Consider the following 15,859-nt stretch of genomic DNA (forward strand, 5'->3'; position numbering starts at 1 on the left):
CTATGGTCTCGGCCCGACTTTCCTGACTGTTTGCGCCCAGCATGCTGCCGACTTCCCGTACCCTGCGTCTGTCGTTGTATACCCTGCTGATCATCGCCGGTACGGTGCTGGCCGCGACGCTTGCGATGCGCCATGCCGAGCGTCAGGCGCTGGAAGAAGACGCCGCGCGCGCCAACCAGCAACTGGGGTTGTACGCCAACTCACTGCACACCCTGATCGATCGCTATCGCGCCCTGCCCGCCGTTCTGGCGCTGGACCCGCAACTGCGTACGGCACTGGCCGGCCCGGTCGATGCCGACGAACAAGCGGCGCTGAACCTGAAACTTGAAAAGATCAACGGCGCGGCACAGTCCTCGACCCTGGAATTGCTCGATCGCAGCGGATTGGCCGTAGCGGCGAGCAACTGGCGGTTGCCGAGCAGTTATGTCGGCCACAACTATGGTTTCCGTCCGTATTTCAGCCAGACCCGCACTCAAGGCAGCGGGCGTTTCTATGCGGTGGGCGTAACCAGCGGGATTCCCGGTTATTTCCTCTCCAGCGCCGTGCTCGGAGATAACGACGAGTTTCTCGGCGCGATGGTGGTCAAGCTGGAATTCCCCGAGCTGGAGCGCGAGTGGCGCCAGGGCAGCGACACGCTGTTGGTCAGCGATGCACGCGGGATCATCTTCATCGCCAATCAGCCGGGCTGGCGCTACCGCGCGCTGCGGCCGCTGAATGCCAGCGACATGGCCGAAATCAAAACCACGCGGCAGTACGACAAACAATCGTTGCTGCCGCTGACGCACCTGGCGCTGCGTCGTTTCGATGACAACAGCGACCTGCGCCGCGTCGAAGGCCCGGATGGCACGGCCGATTATCTTTGGGAGTCGCTGCCGCTGACCGCCGAAGGCTGGACCCTGCATTTGCTGCGCCGCCCGCAAGTGGCGTTCGAAGATTTACGCAACGCCGGGCTGGCCGCTGCCGGGGTGTGGCTGGCGGTGGTGTTTCTGCTGTTGTTCCTCAATCAGCGCTGGCGGCTGGCCAAGGTCCGCCAGCGCAATCGCGAAGAGCTGGAACGGTTAGTGGAGGAACGCACCCGCGACCTGCGCACCGCGCAGGAAGGTCTGGTGCAATCGGCCAAACTCGCCGCGCTCGGGCAGATGTCCGCAGCACTCGCCCATGAAATCAATCAACCGCTCACCGCTCAGCGCATGCAACTGGCGACGCTGCGCCTGCTGCTCGAACATGGTCGCGTCGACGATGCCTACAAAGCGCTGAAACCGGTGGACGACATGCTCACGCGCATGGCCGCGCTCACCGGCCACCTCAAGACTTTCGCGCGCAAGAGCCCCAGCGGCTTACGCGAACGTCTCGACCTGGCGACGGTGGTCGATCAAGCCTTGCAATTGCTCGATGCGCGGCTGCGAGACGAACAGGTCAGCCTGGTGCTGCACCTGACCCGCCCGGCGTGGGTGCGCGGTGATGCGATTCGCCTCGAACAGGTGTTGATCAATCTGCTGCGCAACGCACTGGATGCGATGCACGGCAAACCCTGCAAGCGTCTGGAAATCCGTCTGCAGGCCGATGAGCAACTGTGGCACCTGAGCGTCAGCGACAATGGCGGCGGGATTGCCGAAGAGCATCTGGCGCAGGTCTTCGACCCGTTCTTTACCACCAAACCTGTAGGGGATGGCCTGGGCCTTGGCCTGGCGGTATCGTTCGCTATCGCGCATGAATCCGGCGGGCGCCTGAGCGCCGAGAATGGCGACGCTGGCGCGGTGTTCAGCCTGACTTTGCCAATCGATCTGGAGGCACACATCTGATGCTCGATTCGGTGATGGTGGTGGATGACGAAAGCAGCATTCGCAGCGCCGTCGAACAGTGGCTGAGCCTGTCCGGGTTCGCGGTGCAGCTGTTCAGCCGCGCCGAAGATTGCCTCGCCGCCCTGCCCGCACACTTTGCCGGTGTGATTCTCAGCGACGTGCGCATGCCCGGCATGGGCGGACTGGCGTTACTGGCCGAAGTGCGGAAACGCGATGCCGATCTGCCGGTGATTCTGCTCACCGGCCACGGCGATGTGCCAATGGCGGTCGAAGCGATGCGCGACGGTGCCTACGACTTTCTGGAAAAACCGTTCAGCCCGGAGAGCCTGCTGGGCAGCTTGCGCCGTGCGCTGGACAAACGCGGTCTGGTACTGGAGAACCGCGCCCTGCATACGCAGGCCGACAATCGCACCAGACTCGATGCGACCCTGCTCGGCGTCTCCCGTGGTTTGCAGACCTTGCGCCGGCAAGTGCTGGATCTGGCCGCGTTGCCGGTCAACGTGCTGATCCGTGGCGAAACCGGCAGCGGCAAGGAACTGGTCGCGCGCTGCCTGCATGATTTCGGCCCGCGCGCCGGCAAGCCGTTCGTGGCGCTGAACTGCGCGGCGATTCCCGAGCAACTGTTCGAAGCCGAGTTGTTCGGTCACGAGAGCGGCGCCTTCACCGGTGCGTCCGGCAAGCGCATCGGCAAACTCGAATATGCCGATGGCGGCACGCTGTTTCTGGACGAGATCGAAAGCATGCCCCTTGCCCAGCAGGTGAAACTGCTGCGGGTGTTACAAGAGCAGAAGCTGGAGCGGCTGGGCTCGAACCAGAGCATCCGCGTCGACTTGCGCATTGTCGCGGCGACCAAGCCAGACCTGCTCGATGAGGCCCGTGCCGGGCGCTTTCGCGAAGATCTGGCCTATCGCCTGACCGTTGCCGAACTGCGCTTGCCGCCGTTGCGTGAGCGGCGCGAAGACATTCCGCTGCTGTTTGAAACCTTCGCACAGAATGCCGCCCAGCGTCTGGGCCGAACGATTGCGCCGCTGACAGGCGCGCAGTTGAGCCATCTGCTCAGCCATGACTGGCCGGGCAATGTGCGCGAACTGGCCAATGTTGCCGAGCGTCAGGTATTGGGGCTGGATGAACCTGTCGCCGGAATCGATCCGGGGCAATCGCTGGCGGCGCAGCAGGAGGCGTTCGAAGCGCAGTGCCTGCGCGCGGCGCTGACCCGGCACAAGGGTGACGTGAAAGCGGTGCTTGAGGAGCTGCAACTGCCGCGCCGCACGTTCAATGAAAAAATGCAGCGACATGGGCTGAGTCGGGAGATGTTTCTGGCCGAATGATTTTCTGTGGGGCTGAGAACCATCCCCCTCACCCCAGCCCTCTCCCCCAAGGGGTAGAGGGGAAAGGGAGCCGATCTTTATGTTATTCAAAACCTGAGTTCGGCTCGGTATCCGAGGTCGGCGTTACTTCCAAGAACACCTCGGTCAGTCCCCTCTCCCTCCGGGAGAGGGCTAGGGTGAGGGGCTTTGGGCTTGCGCCTCAATAAGCGGAAATCCGCTCATCAAAACAGATCCTTCGGCGATATACCGCTCACCCCTTCCCGTCACCCCCTCTAAACCGGCCCTCCCCCGTTGGCACAGCTCCTGCTACAGCCCCGGCAGGCTGCGTTTCGACGCGCTCCACAAAAACAATTAAACGAAGGATCCTTCAATGGATAACTCCAACGCCCTGCCACTTGGGTCGGCGGCTGCGCCGGTCAAAACAAGAACCACCGCCAGCCGGATCAAATCGATCTTCAGCGGTTCCGTCGGCAACATGGTCGAGTGGTACGACTGGTATGTGTATGCCGCCTTCTCGCTGTACTTCGCAAAAACCTTCTTTCCCGCCGGTTCCACCACTGCGCAATTGATGAACACTGCAGCGATCTTCGCCGTCGGCTTTCTGATGCGTCCGATCGGTGGCTGGCTGATGGGCATGTACGCCGATAAGGTCGGCCGCAAGAAAGCCCTGATGGCCTCGGTGTACCTGATGTGCTTCGGCTCGCTGCTGATCGCACTGAGCCCGAACTACGAAACCATTGGCATCGGCGCGCCGATCCTGCTGGTGTTCGCCCGTCTGCTGCAAGGCCTGTCGGTCGGTGGCGAATACGGCACCTCGGCCACTTACCTCTCGGAAATGGCCACCAAAGAACGTCGCGGCTTCTTCTCCAGCTTCCAGTACGTGACCCTGATCTCCGGCCAGCTCATTGCGCTGGGCGTGCTGATCGTGCTGCAAAACACGCTGACCACTGAACAGCTGTACGCGTGGGGCTGGCGCATCCCGTTCGCCATCGGTGCGTTGTGTGCCGTGGTTGCCCTCTACCTGCGTCGCGGCATGGAAGAAACCGAGTCGTTCACCAAGAAAGAGAAGTCCAAAGAAAGCGCCATGCGCACCTTGATGCGCCATCCCAAAGAGCTGTTGACCGTGGTCGGCCTGACCATGGGCGGCACCCTGGCGTTCTACACCTACACCACCTACATGCAGAAGTACCTGGTGAACACGGTGGGCATGAGCATTTCCGACTCGACCACCATTTCCGCCGCCACGCTGTTTCTGTTCATGTGCCTGCAACCGATCATCGGTGGCCTGTCGGACAAGATCGGTCGTCGTCCGATCCTGATCGCGTTTGGTGTCCTGGGGACGATCTTCACCGTACCGATCCTGATGACCCTGCACACCATCCAGACCTGGTGGGGCGCGTTCTTCCTGATCATGGCAGCGTTGATCATCGTCAGCGGCTACACCTCGATCAACGCGGTGGTCAAAGCCGAACTGTTCCCGACCGAGATCCGCGCCCTGGGTGTCGGCCTGCCGTACGCGCTGACCGTGTCGATCTTTGGCGGTACCGCCGAATACATCGCGCTGTGGTTCAAGAGCATCGGCATGGAAACCGGTTACTACTGGTACGTGACCGCGTGCATTGCCGTGTCGTTGCTGGTGTACATCACCATGAAAGACACCCAGAAGCACTCGCGCATCGTGACGGACTGATCGGGTTCACAGCGCACTGCAACGGTGGCGTTGATGGCCCCATCGCGAGCAGGCTCGCTCCCACATTGGATCGGTGGTCGACACCAATCCCTTGTAGGAGTGAGCCTGCTCGCGATAGGGCTCCACGATCTACAGGCTTAAGAATCAACCTCCCCCTGAAATCGATTAATCGCTAATTAATCCCGCCACCACATCCTGCCCCTACCTGATCGATGACCTGCGCGACGCTCGCTCCTGCGACGAAAGCGGAAAATATGCGTCGCGCTTAACATCAAGTTAATCGATAGTTATTAGCCTATTTTTGCACTTTTTGATCAACTTAATTGGCGTAGCATAAAACCCATGCAGGACACACACGCCAACCCATCCGGAGTAACCGCCATGAAAACCCGACTGATGCTTGCCCTGACCCTTTCCGTACTGGCTGCCAACACCTTCGCTGCCGATGGTTCGGACAGAACCAAATCCGCCGACTTCATTTCCGGCGAAACTGCAGCCATCGAAACCAGCCATTCGAGCACTTATGCCGCGGACGGTTTCGACAAGACCCACATCGGCAAAACCGTCGCCGCCGATGGTTTCGACAAAACCGGTACTGCCGACGCAATCAGCTGATTAAACGCAGTTGCGCCAAAGCCCGGCCTTCGCCGGGCTTGATCATTTCGGGCATCACAAACATACCCTGTGGGAGCGAGCCTGCTCGCGATAGCGCCAAACCAGCCAATGCATTTGTAACTGATACACCGCTATCGCCAGCAGGCTGGCTCCCACAGGGGATTTGCATCTGGCTGGAAATCTGCGACGTGGGCTTGCACTATGTAGCGCTCGAAAAACACTTCGCAGGACCGCCCGCCATGCCCGATGACATCCACTTCTACGAACCCGCCAACGGCCACGGCCTGCCCCACGATCCGTTCAACGCCATCGTCGGTCCACGGCCCATCGGCTGGATTTCCTCGCAGAGTGCCGAAGGTCAGCTCAACCTGGCGCCGTACAGTTTCTTCAACGCGTTCAACTACATTCCGCCGATCATTGGCTTTTCCAGCGTCGGTCGCAAAGACAGCCTGAACAACATCGAGCAGACCGGCGAATTCGCCTGGAACCTCGCCACACGTCCGCTGGCCGAGCAGATGAACCAGAGCTGCACGATGGTCGCGCCTGAGGTGAACGAGTTCGAACTGGCGGGATTGACGACCGTAGCGTCGAAGGTGATCGCCGTGCCGCGCGTGGCGGAAAGTCCGGTGTCCTTCGAGTGCAAGGTCACGCAGATCATTCAGCTGCAGCGCGCCGATGGCGAAACGGTGCCGAGCTGGCTGATCCTCGGCGAAGTGGTCGCCGTGCACATCGCCAAGTGGTTGCTGAAAGACGGCATCTACGACACCGCCGCGGCCCAACCGATTTTACGCGGCGGCGGGCCGGCGGACTATTTCCACTTGGGGCCGGAGGCGCTGTTCAAGATGTGGCGTCCGGGCGCGGGCAAGTAAGCGCTTACCAGATCAACTCGGCGTCATCAGTGACGCCCTTGAGTTTGTCCAGCTCATGGATCGCGGCGTCGTCGGCGGCAATGGCACCGGGGAACACTTGCTCATCGAGCAGTTTGTGAAAGCGTGGCGCACCGCCATCGATCAGGGCCTTGACCGCGATTGCCGCGTAATAACCCTTGTTGCCGCCCAACTCGACGGGGACCACTGCGGAAACCGCTTCGAAGCGTTGGAACTCTTTACGTGCCATGTCACACATCCCGGCTCAGACAGATAAGCCGGCCATTAAACCCTCAACCGACGAGTTTGTGTACCGGCGCCGGGCACTGGCGCAGGGCTTGTGCAGCCGAGACGTCGCGGAAGGTGTGAAAATCGAGGCTGTTGACCACCAGGTCCTGCACCAGCTCGGCGAAGACTTCCATCGATGGGCTGTTGAAATAAGCGGTCATCATCTGTTGACTGCTCCAGAACCCGGACACCAGCCACAGCTCTGGATCGCACTGCGATTGTTGCAAGGAAAAACTCAGGCATCCGGGTGCCGATCGTGAGACTTCGATCAACGCGCTCAGGCGCACACCGAGTTCCGCCGAACGCCCGGGCTGGGCACGAACGAAGGCCATATGACTGACAGGCATCTGCTTGGACATGATCAACCCTCCATGAAATCGCGTGGCAGCCAGGGACGGGCTGCGACTGAAGCAAAGATTAAGCGCCGAGCCGTTTGCGCCGTTAGTCGATTCCTGTCGACGAGTTGCCCAATCCTGCGTGGCTGCGCGCTGCACCTGTAACAAGCTGTAAATCCGTGTCACAGGCTTGTCATACGGTGTATCAAGCAAGTTTGCCGGGCTGCGTCCTGCTGTGGCTCGGCAGCCAGGCAAGCGCCGGCAGAATCAGGCAAGCATTTGACAGAATGTGTCTACCGCTCGCGCTTGCACAAACTTATGCTCTGCTGCATTCCACCTCACCTGCCGAGGATGCCGTGCATGACGTCATTCGATCGTTTTCAAGCCGAACCCACTGCTGACATGGAAAAACAGCGCGCGGAGCTGGCGGCGATCATCCGCCGCAACACCAGCGACGATGGCAGCTACCAGACCGCCATCGGCTCGCTGTTCATGTCGCGCCACACCAAGTCCCACGACTTCGCCCCGGTGCTTGCGCAACCGGCGCTGTGCATCATGGCGCAGGGTCGCAAAGAGGTACGGCTGGCCGACGAATTCTTCAATTACGACCCGCTGAATTACCTGGTGGTATCGGTTTCGATGCCGCTGAGCGGGCGCGTGGTCAATGTCTCGCCGGACGAACCAATCCTCGCCGTGCGCCTGGATATCGACCCGACCGAAATCACCGCGCTGATCGCCGACGCCGGCCCGATGGGCGTACCGACCCGGCCGACCGGGCGTGGCCTGTACGTGGAGCGCATCGACAGTTCGATGCTCGACGCGGTGCTGCGTCTGGCCCGACTGCTCGATGCACCGAAAGACATCGCCATGCTCGCGCCGCTGATTCGTCGCGAGATTCTCTACCGTCTATTGCGCAGCCCGCAGGGCCATCGCTTGTACGAAATCGCGATTGCCAACAGCCAGAGCCATCGCATCAGCCAAGCGATCAAATGGCTCAACGGCAACTTCGAGCAACCACTGCGCATCGATGACCTGGCCAAAGAAGTGAACCTCAGCGTCTCGACCTTGCATCACCGTTTCAAGGCGATGACGGCGATGAGTCCGTTACAGTACCAAAAGCAGTTACGCCTGCAAGAGGCGCGGCGCTTGATGCTGACCGAAGGGCTGGAGGCGTCGGCGGCGGGGTATCGCGTGGGCTATGAAAGCCCGTCGCAGTTCAGCCGCGAGTACAGCCGACTGTTTGGCGCGCCGCCGTTGCGGGATCTGGCGCGGTTGCGGCTGTCGGTGTGAACCTTCAAGAGCCCCTCATCGGAACGCCGCCCGCCTAGCCCTCTCCCTGAGGGAGAGGGGACTGATTGGGGATATTGAAGAGGTTCGCCGAATTGAGATATCGGTGCTGAATCCAGAATCAGATACATCAAGTCCATAATCGACTCGATCTTTCAGGTCGATGTATAGCGCCAGACACCTCCGTCGGCTCCCTCTCCCCCCGGGAGAGGGCTGGGGTGAGGGTAGGCTCCTACACCGCCCGGACCACATGCTTGATCTCCTGAAACGCAGCCAACCCCCATGGCCCCAGTTCGCGACCGATACTGCTCTGTTTGTAACCACCCCACGCCGTCTGCGGAAAAATTACCTGCGGCGCGTTAAGCCACACCAGCCCGGCCTGCAAAGCGTTGGCCACCCGTTCGGCGGCCTCGGCGTTACGCGTCACCACACTGGCGACCAAGCCGAACTGACTGTCGTTGGCCAGCGCAATCGCCTCGGCTTCGCTGCTGAAACTGCGCACACACAACACCGGGCCGAAAATCTCTTCGCACCAGAGCGCACTGTCGAGGGGCACTTCGGTGAACACCGTCGGCTGCAAAAAAAAGCCGCGCGGCAGGTGCGCCGGACGATTGCCACCGCACACCAATCTGGCCCCCGCGCTGAGGCCGCGATCGATGTGCCCGAGCACGCGCTGGTATTGCGCCTGATTGACCAGCGCGCCCATTTCCACATCCGCCTCGAACGGGTCGCCCACACGAATCGCCTGCGCTCGCTGTTGCAGGCGCTGGAGAAATTCATCGGCCAGTTCATCGGCGACCAGAACGCGGCTGGTGGCCGAGCACATCTGCCCGGCATTGAAGAAACCGCCGCTACAGGCCAGCTCCACCGCCAGCTCCAGATCAGCGTCTTCGAGCACCAGCAGCGAAGACTTGCCGCCCAGTTCCAGACTTACGCCCTTGACCGTTTCCGCCGCGCGCTGCATCACCTGCACGCCGACGGCGTTACTGCCGGTGAAGGAGATTTTGGCAATGCGCGGATCGGCCGACAGCGGCGCGCCCACGGCCAGGCCGGTGCCGCAAACCAGATTGAATACGCCGTTGGGCAAGCCGGACTCGGCGATGATCACCGCCAGCTCCAGCTCCGGCAGCGGCGTGACCTCCGAGGGTTTGAGCACCACGCAGCAACCGGCAGCCAGCGCCGGGGCGAGTTTCCAGGCGGTGGTGACCATGGGGAAATTCCACGGCACGATCAGCCCGACCACACCGCACGGCTCGCGGCGTAGACGTGCACTGAAATCATCGCTGGGCAGCGGCACATTCGTGTCGCGCTGCGCGTCGAGGCCTTCGGCAAGTTCGGCGTAATACTCGAAGGTAGCGATGACATCGTCGACGTCGATCGCCGCTTCGAACAGCGGTTTGCCGTTGTTGCTCGATTGCAGGTTCATCAAGTGTTCACGACCGTTGCGCACGCCGTTGGCAATATTGCGCAGAATCGCCGCGCGCTCGGTGCCGCTGGTTTGCGACCAGTCCTTGAATGCCGCTACCGCCGCGGTAACGGCGTGATCGACCGCGAGTTCGTCACCGCCATTGACCGTGGTCAGCAGCGCTTCGGTTGCCGGGTTGATCACCCGTAAGTGCTCGCGGCCGGCGGACCATTGGCCGTTGATGTAGAGACCGTCGAGTGTGGTTGGAAAATTGATCATTGGGCCACCGCCTGCATCCACTGGTTCTGGTCGATTTCGATCACGGTCGGGCCTTGCCGGTCGGTAGCCGTACGCAGCGCACTGCGCAATTGCGCTACCGAGCTGATCGCTTCGGCGGCACAACCGAGGGCTTTGGCCACACCGATGAAATCCGGGGTGTAGATATCGACACCGACAGGCTCGATGGCGCGGTTGACCATGTATTTCTTGATCTCTTCGTAGCCTTGGTTATTCCACAGCAGGACGATCACCGGCGTACGCGCTTCGACGGCGCTAGCCAGTTCCGGCAGGGTGAATTGCAGACCGCCGTCGCCGATCAGGCACACCACAGGGGGACGGATGCCTTTCTCAAGTGGCCCACCGAGCCAGGCACCAATGGCCGCCGGCAAGGCGTAACCAAGCGTCCCGTAACCAGTTGACGAGTTGAACCAGCGTCGCGGGCGTTCAGGGTTGAAGGTGAGGTTGCCGGTGTATACCGGTTGCGTCGAATCGCCGACGAATACCGCGTCAGGCAATTCCTGCAGCACGGTTTCAAGGAAACGTGTCTGCGCCAGGGTCGGTGTGTCCCAACTCGCTGCCAGCTCTTCACGCAAACGCGCCGCGCGCACCTGGCCCCAATCGTTGCGGCGCTCGGCCAACGCTTTGTGCGACAAGGCGCTGAGCAAGGCTTGCGCGGCGTTGCGCGAGTCGGCGACCAATGCGACGTGCGGCGGATAGTTGCGCACGGTCTGGTCGGCATCGATGTCGATGCGCAGCAGTTTGCCAGGAATCTCGAAACCGCCGGCGAAGGTCACGTCGTAATCGGTCTCGGCCAGTTCGGTGCCGATCGCCAGCACCACATCGGCATCCGCGACCAGCGCGCGGGTGGCGATCAGGCTTTGCGTCGAACCGATCAACAGCGGATGCGTTGAAGGCAGCAGGCCTTTGGCGTTGATGGTCAGCGCCACCGGTGCGTCGAGCAATTCGGCCAGCTTGCCGAGCTCGGCAGCGGCGTCGATGGCGCCGCCACCGGCAAGGATCAGCGGCCGTTGCGCCGTGGCCAGCAGCTCGGTCATGCGGCTGACGGCGGCCGGCGCGGCACCGGCGCGATCGATATGCACCGGCAGGCTGGCGAGCAGTTCATCGGCGTCCTCGACCAGCACGTCCAATGGAATTTCGATGTGCACCGGACGCGGACGCCCGGCCTGGAACAAGGCGAATGCGCGCGCCAGCACCCCCGGCAATTCCGAGGCGGACATCAAAGTGTGAGAGAACGCAGCAACGCCAGCGACCAGTGCGCTCTGGTTCGGCAATTCGTGCAGCTTGCCGCGTCCGCCGCCCAACTGGTGGCGACTCTGCACGCTGGAGATCACCAGCATCGGGATCGAGTCGGCGTAGGCCTGGCCCATCGCCGTGGTGATGTTGGTCATGCCCGGGCCGGTGATGATGAAACACACCCCCGGTTTGCCGCTGGTGCGTGCATAGCCGTCGGCCATGAAACCGGCGCCCTGCTCATGCCGTGGGGTGACATGGTTGATGCTCGAACGGGCCAGCCCGCGATACAGCTCCACGGTATGCACGCCGGGAATGCCGAACACCTGCTCGACTCCGTAACCTTCGAGTAACTTGACCAGTACTTCGCCACACGTCGCCATGTCGATTGCCCTTGTTGTTCGCTGAAAACCCGGTCTCTTGTAGGAGTGAGCCTGCTCGCGATAGCGGTGTGTCAGCTAACAACTGTGTGACGGACACACCGCTATCGCGAGCAGGCTCACTCCTACAGGAAAGCCGTTGACTGGGGCTCATTGAACGGTCGGCCGCTAGCGGCAACAATCGATTAAAAGTCATACTAGCCATGTCCTCACGTCATACCTCGGATTCCCATGAAACGACTGCCTCCCCTGCCCGCGCTGCATACGTTTCTGATCACGGCGCAGTGCTGCAACTTCACCCGCGCCGCCGAGCAGTTGCACATTACTCAGGGTGCGGTGAGTCGGCAGATCGCAGGGCTGGAAGAACAGCTCGGTTATCCGTTGTTCATCCGTCTGGCCCGTGGGCTGACGCTGACGGCCGAAGGACGTGAATGGCTGCCGCAGGTGGAGAAAGTCTTCGGGCTCATCAGCGAGGCGACCGAGCAGATCGGGCTCAAACATCAGACTTTGCAACTCAAGGCACCAAGCTGCGTGATGCGCTGGCTGCTGCCGCGCCTGCTGCAGTGGCAAAAAGAACGTCCGGACGTGCCGGTGAAACTGACGGCCTCGCTGCAACACGGTGTGGATTTTCAGCGCGAGCAGTTCGATGCCGCCGTGATCTATGGCCCGCCACCGGACCATTCGCCGGGCGCCCTGCACTTGTTCGACGAACAACTGACACCGGTCTGCTCGCCGCATCTGCTCAACGGTTCACCCGCGCTGAATGCACCGTCGGATCTTCAGAAGCATCTGTTGTTGCACCCGACCCACGACATTCAGGACTGGTCGGTGTGGCTCGATGCGGCGGGTTTGCTGTTGAGCAACTTGGGCAGCGGCCAGCATTTCGAGACGCTGGATCAGGCGATGTCGATGGCCTCGCATGGCACGGGCGTGGCGATCGGGGACTGGTCGCTGATCGGCGATGACTTGCGTGCCGAGCGACTGGTGATGCCATTTGAGTTGAAGGTCAAGACGGGGCTGGCGTATTACGTGGTGCTGCCTGCCGGCGCGCAGCCGTCGCCGCAAATGGAAGAGTTGATGCTGTGGCTGGTTGAGCAGGCGCATTTGCGGTGAGGCCTTTTTCCCTCACCCTAACCCTCTCCCCAGGGAGAGGGAACTGACCGTTGATCGTTCCCACGCTCCGCGTGGGAATGCCTCAAGGGACGCTCCGCGTTCCAGATGCGCGAAGGGACGCAGAGCGTCCCCGGCTGCATTCCCACGCGGAGCATGGGAACGATCAACGCCAGACAACTCGGTCGGCTCCCTCTCCCTTGGGAGAGGGCTGGGATGAGGGGAAAGGGTTCACTCAATAACCCATAGTAAACCGCTGACGCACATGCTCCGGCGTTTCCAACTCATCGATCAACGCAATCGCATAATCGGCAAAACTGATCCAGCTACGCCCTTCGCTACTCACCAGCAAATGATCCTTGCCGACACGAAACGTGCCCGTGCGCTCACCTTCGACAAATTCCGCCGACGGCGACAGGAACGTCCAGTCCAGATCACTCTCCTGACGCAACGCCTCAAGAAATGCCGCCCCGGCGCTGGCTTCGGTTTTGTACTCGGCCGGAAACCCCGCGCTGTCGATCACCCGCGTGTCATCCGGCAACAACAGCGAACCGGCACCGCCGACCACCAGCAGGCGTTTCACCCCAGCGCTTTTCAGCGGCCCGACAATCGCAGTCGCTGGCACGGTGGCGAAATGCGCGGCAGTGATCACCGCATCGTGACCGGCCACTGCGTCCTGCAGCGCCGTCGCATCGAGCACATCGACATTCTTGCTGACCACACCGGCACGGCTGCCGATCTTCGACGTATCGCGGGCGATGGCGGTAACGCTGTGCCCACGGCGCAGGGCTTCTTCCAGCAATTGGCTGCCGGCACGGCCGGTGGCACCGATGATTGCAATCTTGCTCATGATGTTCTCCAGTTGGCTTGAGAGTGCTGCGTATGCGGATTCGGCTTACCAGGCCATTTCGCCCTTGGCGACTTTGGCGCTCAGCTCCAGCGAGCTTTCTTCGCCGAGCGACGGGTAGCGTTTCTTCATCGCGGCGATCAGTGCCGCAGAATCCTTGGCCTTGGCGGTTTCGGCGTCGAATGCCTTGATGTAGTCAGCGGTGAACTTGACGCTGGCCAGCGAACGGCTGCTGTCGCCCAGGTAATGGCCCGGGATAACCGTGGCCGGTTTCAGGCTTTCGATTGAATCCAGCGTGTCCAGCCAATCAGCGTGGGATTGCGCGGTCTGGGTGTCGGCCATCCACACATGAATGTTCTCGGCGACCACCACGCCGCCGACCACCGCTTTCAACGATGGAATCCAGACGAAGCTGCGATCCGGTTGTTTGCCTTGCAGGCCGATCACCTGCAATTTCTGCCCTTCGAGCATCAGGCTGTCGCCCTTGAGCACGCCGGGCACGATGGTTTTCGCCGGGACGTCGGCGCCCATTTTCGGGCCCCAGAACGCCAGTTTGCCGGCGACGGTCTGGTTGATGTGATCGACGGTCGGCTGTGAGGCCAGCACCTTGGCCTGCGGGAAGGCCTGGGTCAGCGTGTCGAGGCCGAAGTAATAATCCGGGTCGCCATGGCTGATGTAGATCGTGGTCAGTTGCTTGCCACTGGCGCGGATCTTTTCCACCACCTGTTGCGCCTGGGATTTACCGAACTGTGCGTCGACAAGAATGGCTTCTTTCTCGCCGCTGACCAGCACCGAGGTCACCGGGAAAATCGCCTGGGTGCCCGGATTGTAGACGTCGAGGGTCAGGTTGGCCGCCGCTGCGTGCGCGGCGAAACCGAGGGCTGCGGTGGCGAGTACAACGCGTTTGAGTGTGGTGAAGCCGATCATCTGTTGCTCCGCTGTGCGAATGCCGTTGCTGGCGATGGGACAGAGCTTAGTTGCCTGACTCAGTACAAAAAATGCGATGCTTGAACATAGTTTGTTTCTGAAAGCGGGCAAATCATGGATCGGCTACAAGCAATGCGGGTGTTCGTCAGTGTGGTCGATCTGGGCAGCCAGTCGGCGGCGGCCGATCAACTGGACCTGTCGCGGCCGGTGGTGTCGCGCTATCTGGCGGAGCTGGAAGACTGGGTCGGCGCGCGCCTGATGCACCGCACCACGCGCAAATTGAGCCTGACCGCCGCCGGCAACGAGATCCTGCCGCGCTGTCGGCAAATGCTTGAACTGTCGAGCGACATGCAGGCCGCCGTCAGCGAACCTGACGCCGCGCCGCGCGGGCTGCTGCGGATCAGCGTTAGCACCTCGTTTGGTCAGGCGCAACTGGCCGACGCGATGGCGGTCTACGTCAGGCGCTATCCGGGGGTGAGCATCGATCTGCAAATGCTCGATCGCACGGTGAACCTCGTGGATGAGCGCATCGACCTGGCGATTCGCACCAGCAACGATCTCGACCCCAACCTCATCGCCCGGCGCCTGACTGTGTGCCGTTCGGTGGTCTGCGCGGCGCCGGCTTATCTGCAGGAGCACCCGGCGCCTGTGCAGGTCGAGGAGTTGAGTCGGCACAACTGCCTGACCCATTCGTATTTCGGCAAAAGCCTGTGGCATTTCGAAGAAGATGGCGAAGCGGTTTCGGTGCCGGTGCAGGGCAACATCAGCGCCAACGAGGCCAGCACCCTGCTGCGCGCGACACTGGCCGGCGCCGGAGTGGCGATGCTGCCGACCTATCAGGCAGGGGTGCATATCCACAGCGGCGAACTGGTGCGCCTGCTGCCCCACGCCGAACCACGGCAAATGAACATCTATGCCGTGTACGCCTCGCGCAAACACATGCCGGCGGCACTGCGCAGCCTGCTGGATTTCCTGGCGGAACGCTTCCCCGAAAATCCGCAATGGGACGAAGCTGCAAGCGGCAAGCCACAAGCGACAAGCTAGCGCCGTCATGACTCAACTTGCAGCTTACAACTCGAAGCTTGCAGCTGCCCCCTACTGACCTATGCTGAAAGTAATACCGCAGGGTATGTCGTTCAGAGGTCATCGCCATGAACATCAAAACAAAAAGATACGCCGCTATTTTCATCACCTGCGCCGCCACGCTGGCGCTGTACGGCACCGCGGCCTGGCGGGTCGAACAGTTGCGTCAGCTGCCGCGCGAGTACGCGAGCTGCAATTACGAGCGCTGCATACCGCACAATGCGACGCTCAATGCATTGCGCTGATGGGTAGGGCTTGAATTGAGCCCCTGCGGGAGCTGGCTTGCCAGCGATTGCAGGCTGACATTCAGCATTGCAGGCGCCTGATCCGCCCCTATCGCTGGCAACCCAGCTCCCACAGGGTCTG

The 15,859-nt window shown here is 61.5% G+C and carries 15 protein-coding genes; 9 read left to right on the forward strand and 6 right to left on the reverse strand.

Going from position 1 to position 15,859, the window contains the following annotated elements:
- The first annotated feature begins 41 nt into the window (after positions 1 to 41).
- From BLU52_RS18800 to BLU52_RS18820, 5 genes are all read left to right on the forward strand, one after another.
- Complete coding sequence (locus tag BLU52_RS18800; protein ID WP_090285734.1) at positions 42 to 1,802, forward strand: ATP-binding protein; 1,761 nt, start codon at positions 42 to 44, stop codon at positions 1,800 to 1,802.
- Positions 1,802 to 3,130 (forward strand): sigma-54-dependent transcriptional regulator, encoded by a 1,329-nt coding sequence (locus BLU52_RS18805; protein WP_090285737.1) that lies wholly within the window; start codon positions 1,802 to 1,804, stop codon positions 3,128 to 3,130. The genes BLU52_RS18800 and BLU52_RS18805 overlap by 1 nt, the downstream gene beginning before the upstream one ends.
- A 370-nt stretch (positions 3,131 to 3,500) precedes the next feature.
- Positions 3,501 to 4,820 carry an MFS transporter gene (locus BLU52_RS18810; protein WP_090285740.1) on the forward strand — a complete coding sequence of 440 codons (1,320 nt, stop codon included), beginning with the start codon at positions 3,501 to 3,503 and terminating at the stop codon, positions 4,818 to 4,820.
- A 381-nt stretch (positions 4,821 to 5,201) separates the two neighbouring features.
- Positions 5,202 to 5,435 (forward strand): hypothetical protein, encoded by a 234-nt coding sequence (locus BLU52_RS18815; protein ID WP_090285743.1) that lies wholly within the window; start codon positions 5,202 to 5,204, stop codon positions 5,433 to 5,435.
- A gap of 239 nt (positions 5,436 to 5,674) precedes the next feature.
- Positions 5,675 to 6,304, forward strand: a complete 630-nt coding sequence (locus tag BLU52_RS18820) for a flavin reductase family protein (RefSeq protein WP_090285745.1) — start codon at positions 5,675 to 5,677, stop codon at positions 6,302 to 6,304.
- 4 nt (positions 6,305 to 6,308) lie between these two features.
- Here the strand turns inward: BLU52_RS18820 and BLU52_RS18825 are convergent, their stop codons facing one another.
- Both BLU52_RS18825 and BLU52_RS18830 read right to left on the reverse strand, forming a co-directional pair.
- Positions 6,309 to 6,551 (reverse strand): hypothetical protein, encoded by a 243-nt coding sequence (locus BLU52_RS18825; RefSeq protein ID WP_090285748.1) that lies wholly within the window; start codon positions 6,549 to 6,551, stop codon positions 6,309 to 6,311.
- A gap of 43 nt (positions 6,552 to 6,594) precedes the next feature.
- Positions 6,595 to 6,948 (reverse strand): antibiotic biosynthesis monooxygenase family protein, encoded by a 354-nt coding sequence (locus BLU52_RS18830; protein ID WP_090285751.1) that lies wholly within the window; start codon positions 6,946 to 6,948, stop codon positions 6,595 to 6,597.
- Positions 6,949 to 7,284: 336 nt separating this feature from the next.
- Between BLU52_RS18830 and BLU52_RS18835 the strand changes: the two genes are divergently transcribed.
- The gene (locus tag BLU52_RS18835) at positions 7,285 to 8,214 is read left to right on the forward strand and encodes an AraC family transcriptional regulator (protein WP_090285754.1); all 930 of its coding nucleotides are present in this window, start codon (positions 7,285 to 7,287) and stop codon (positions 8,212 to 8,214) included.
- 229 nt (positions 8,215 to 8,443) lie between these two features.
- On the opposite strand, the gene BLU52_RS18840 is transcribed toward BLU52_RS18835, so the two are convergent.
- Together BLU52_RS18840 and BLU52_RS18845 are read right to left on the reverse strand one after the other, a co-directional pair.
- Positions 8,444 to 9,892, reverse strand: coding sequence for an aldehyde dehydrogenase family protein (locus BLU52_RS18840; protein WP_197677985.1), 1,449 nt, complete (start codon positions 9,890 to 9,892; stop codon positions 8,444 to 8,446).
- Positions 9,892 to 11,529, reverse strand: coding sequence for a 5-guanidino-2-oxopentanoate decarboxylase (locus tag BLU52_RS18845; protein ID WP_090285758.1), 1,638 nt, complete (start codon positions 11,527 to 11,529; stop codon positions 9,892 to 9,894). The genes BLU52_RS18840 and BLU52_RS18845 overlap by 1 nt, the downstream gene beginning before the upstream one ends.
- 228 nt (positions 11,530 to 11,757) lie before the next feature.
- Between BLU52_RS18845 and BLU52_RS18850 the strand changes: the two genes are divergently transcribed.
- Positions 11,758 to 12,639, forward strand: a complete 882-nt coding sequence (locus BLU52_RS18850) for a LysR substrate-binding domain-containing protein (protein WP_090285760.1) — start codon at positions 11,758 to 11,760, stop codon at positions 12,637 to 12,639.
- Positions 12,640 to 12,871: 232 nt separating this feature from the next.
- Here BLU52_RS18850 and BLU52_RS18855 read toward each other — a convergent pair whose 3' ends face one another.
- Both BLU52_RS18855 and BLU52_RS18860 read right to left on the reverse strand, forming a co-directional pair.
- Positions 12,872 to 13,486: an NAD(P)-dependent oxidoreductase gene (locus tag BLU52_RS18855; protein ID WP_090285763.1), complete on the reverse strand. Its 615-nt coding sequence runs from the start codon at positions 13,484 to 13,486 to the stop codon at positions 12,872 to 12,874.
- Between the two features lie 45 nt (positions 13,487 to 13,531).
- Entirely contained in the window at positions 13,532 to 14,410 is an 879-nt protein-coding gene (locus tag BLU52_RS18860; RefSeq protein ID WP_090285766.1) for an MBL fold metallo-hydrolase, read from the reverse strand.
- Positions 14,411 to 14,524: 114 nt separating this feature from the next.
- Between BLU52_RS18860 and BLU52_RS18865 the strand changes: the two genes are divergently transcribed.
- Positions 14,525 to 15,454, forward strand: a complete 930-nt coding sequence (locus BLU52_RS18865; protein WP_231987980.1) for a LysR family transcriptional regulator — start codon at positions 14,525 to 14,527, stop codon at positions 15,452 to 15,454.
- Between the two features lie 107 nt (positions 15,455 to 15,561).
- Positions 15,562 to 15,738 carry a hypothetical protein gene (locus tag BLU52_RS26845; protein WP_016773438.1) on the forward strand — a complete coding sequence of 59 codons (177 nt, stop codon included), beginning with the start codon at positions 15,562 to 15,564 and terminating at the stop codon, positions 15,736 to 15,738.
- The last annotated feature ends 121 nt before the right edge of the window (positions 15,739 to 15,859 follow it).

Source organism: Pseudomonas granadensis, from assembly GCF_900105485.1.
GTDB classification, from domain to species: domain Bacteria; phylum Pseudomonadota; class Gammaproteobacteria; order Pseudomonadales; family Pseudomonadaceae; genus Aquipseudomonas; species Aquipseudomonas granadensis.

What these genes read in the sequence shown, in the direction of transcription:
- BLU52_RS18800 (WP_090285734.1), top strand. Translation starts at nt 42, where the DNA reads ATGCTGCCGACTTCCCGTACCCTGCGTCTGTCGTTGTATACCCTGCTG.
- BLU52_RS18805 (WP_090285737.1), top strand. Translation starts at nt 1,802, where the DNA reads ATGCTCGATTCGGTGATGGTGGTGGATGACGAAAGCAGCATTCGCAGC.
- BLU52_RS18810 (WP_090285740.1), top strand. Translation starts at nt 3,501, where the DNA reads ATGGATAACTCCAACGCCCTGCCACTTGGGTCGGCGGCTGCGCCGGTC.
- BLU52_RS18815 (WP_090285743.1), top strand. Translation starts at nt 5,202, where the DNA reads ATGAAAACCCGACTGATGCTTGCCCTGACCCTTTCCGTACTGGCTGCC.
- BLU52_RS18820 (WP_090285745.1), top strand. Translation starts at nt 5,675, where the DNA reads ATGCCCGATGACATCCACTTCTACGAACCCGCCAACGGCCACGGCCTG.
- BLU52_RS18825 (WP_090285748.1), bottom strand. Translation starts at nt 6,551, where the DNA reads ATGGCACGTAAAGAGTTCCAACGCTTCGAAGCGGTTTCCGCAGTGGTC.
- BLU52_RS18830 (WP_090285751.1), bottom strand. Translation starts at nt 6,948, where the DNA reads ATGTCCAAGCAGATGCCTGTCAGTCATATGGCCTTCGTTCGTGCCCAG.
- BLU52_RS18835 (WP_090285754.1), top strand. Translation starts at nt 7,285, where the DNA reads ATGACGTCATTCGATCGTTTTCAAGCCGAACCCACTGCTGACATGGAA.
- BLU52_RS18845 (WP_090285758.1), bottom strand. Translation starts at nt 11,529, where the DNA reads ATGGCGACGTGTGGCGAAGTACTGGTCAAGTTACTCGAAGGTTACGGA.
- BLU52_RS18850 (WP_090285760.1), top strand. Translation starts at nt 11,758, where the DNA reads ATGAAACGACTGCCTCCCCTGCCCGCGCTGCATACGTTTCTGATCACG.
- BLU52_RS18855 (WP_090285763.1), bottom strand. Translation starts at nt 13,486, where the DNA reads ATGAGCAAGATTGCAATCATCGGTGCCACCGGCCGTGCCGGCAGCCAA.
- BLU52_RS18860 (WP_090285766.1), bottom strand. Translation starts at nt 14,410, where the DNA reads ATGATCGGCTTCACCACACTCAAACGCGTTGTACTCGCCACCGCAGCC.
- BLU52_RS18865 (WP_231987980.1), top strand. Translation starts at nt 14,525, where the DNA reads ATGGATCGGCTACAAGCAATGCGGGTGTTCGTCAGTGTGGTCGATCTG.
- BLU52_RS26845 (WP_016773438.1), top strand. Translation starts at nt 15,562, where the DNA reads ATGAACATCAAAACAAAAAGATACGCCGCTATTTTCATCACCTGCGCC.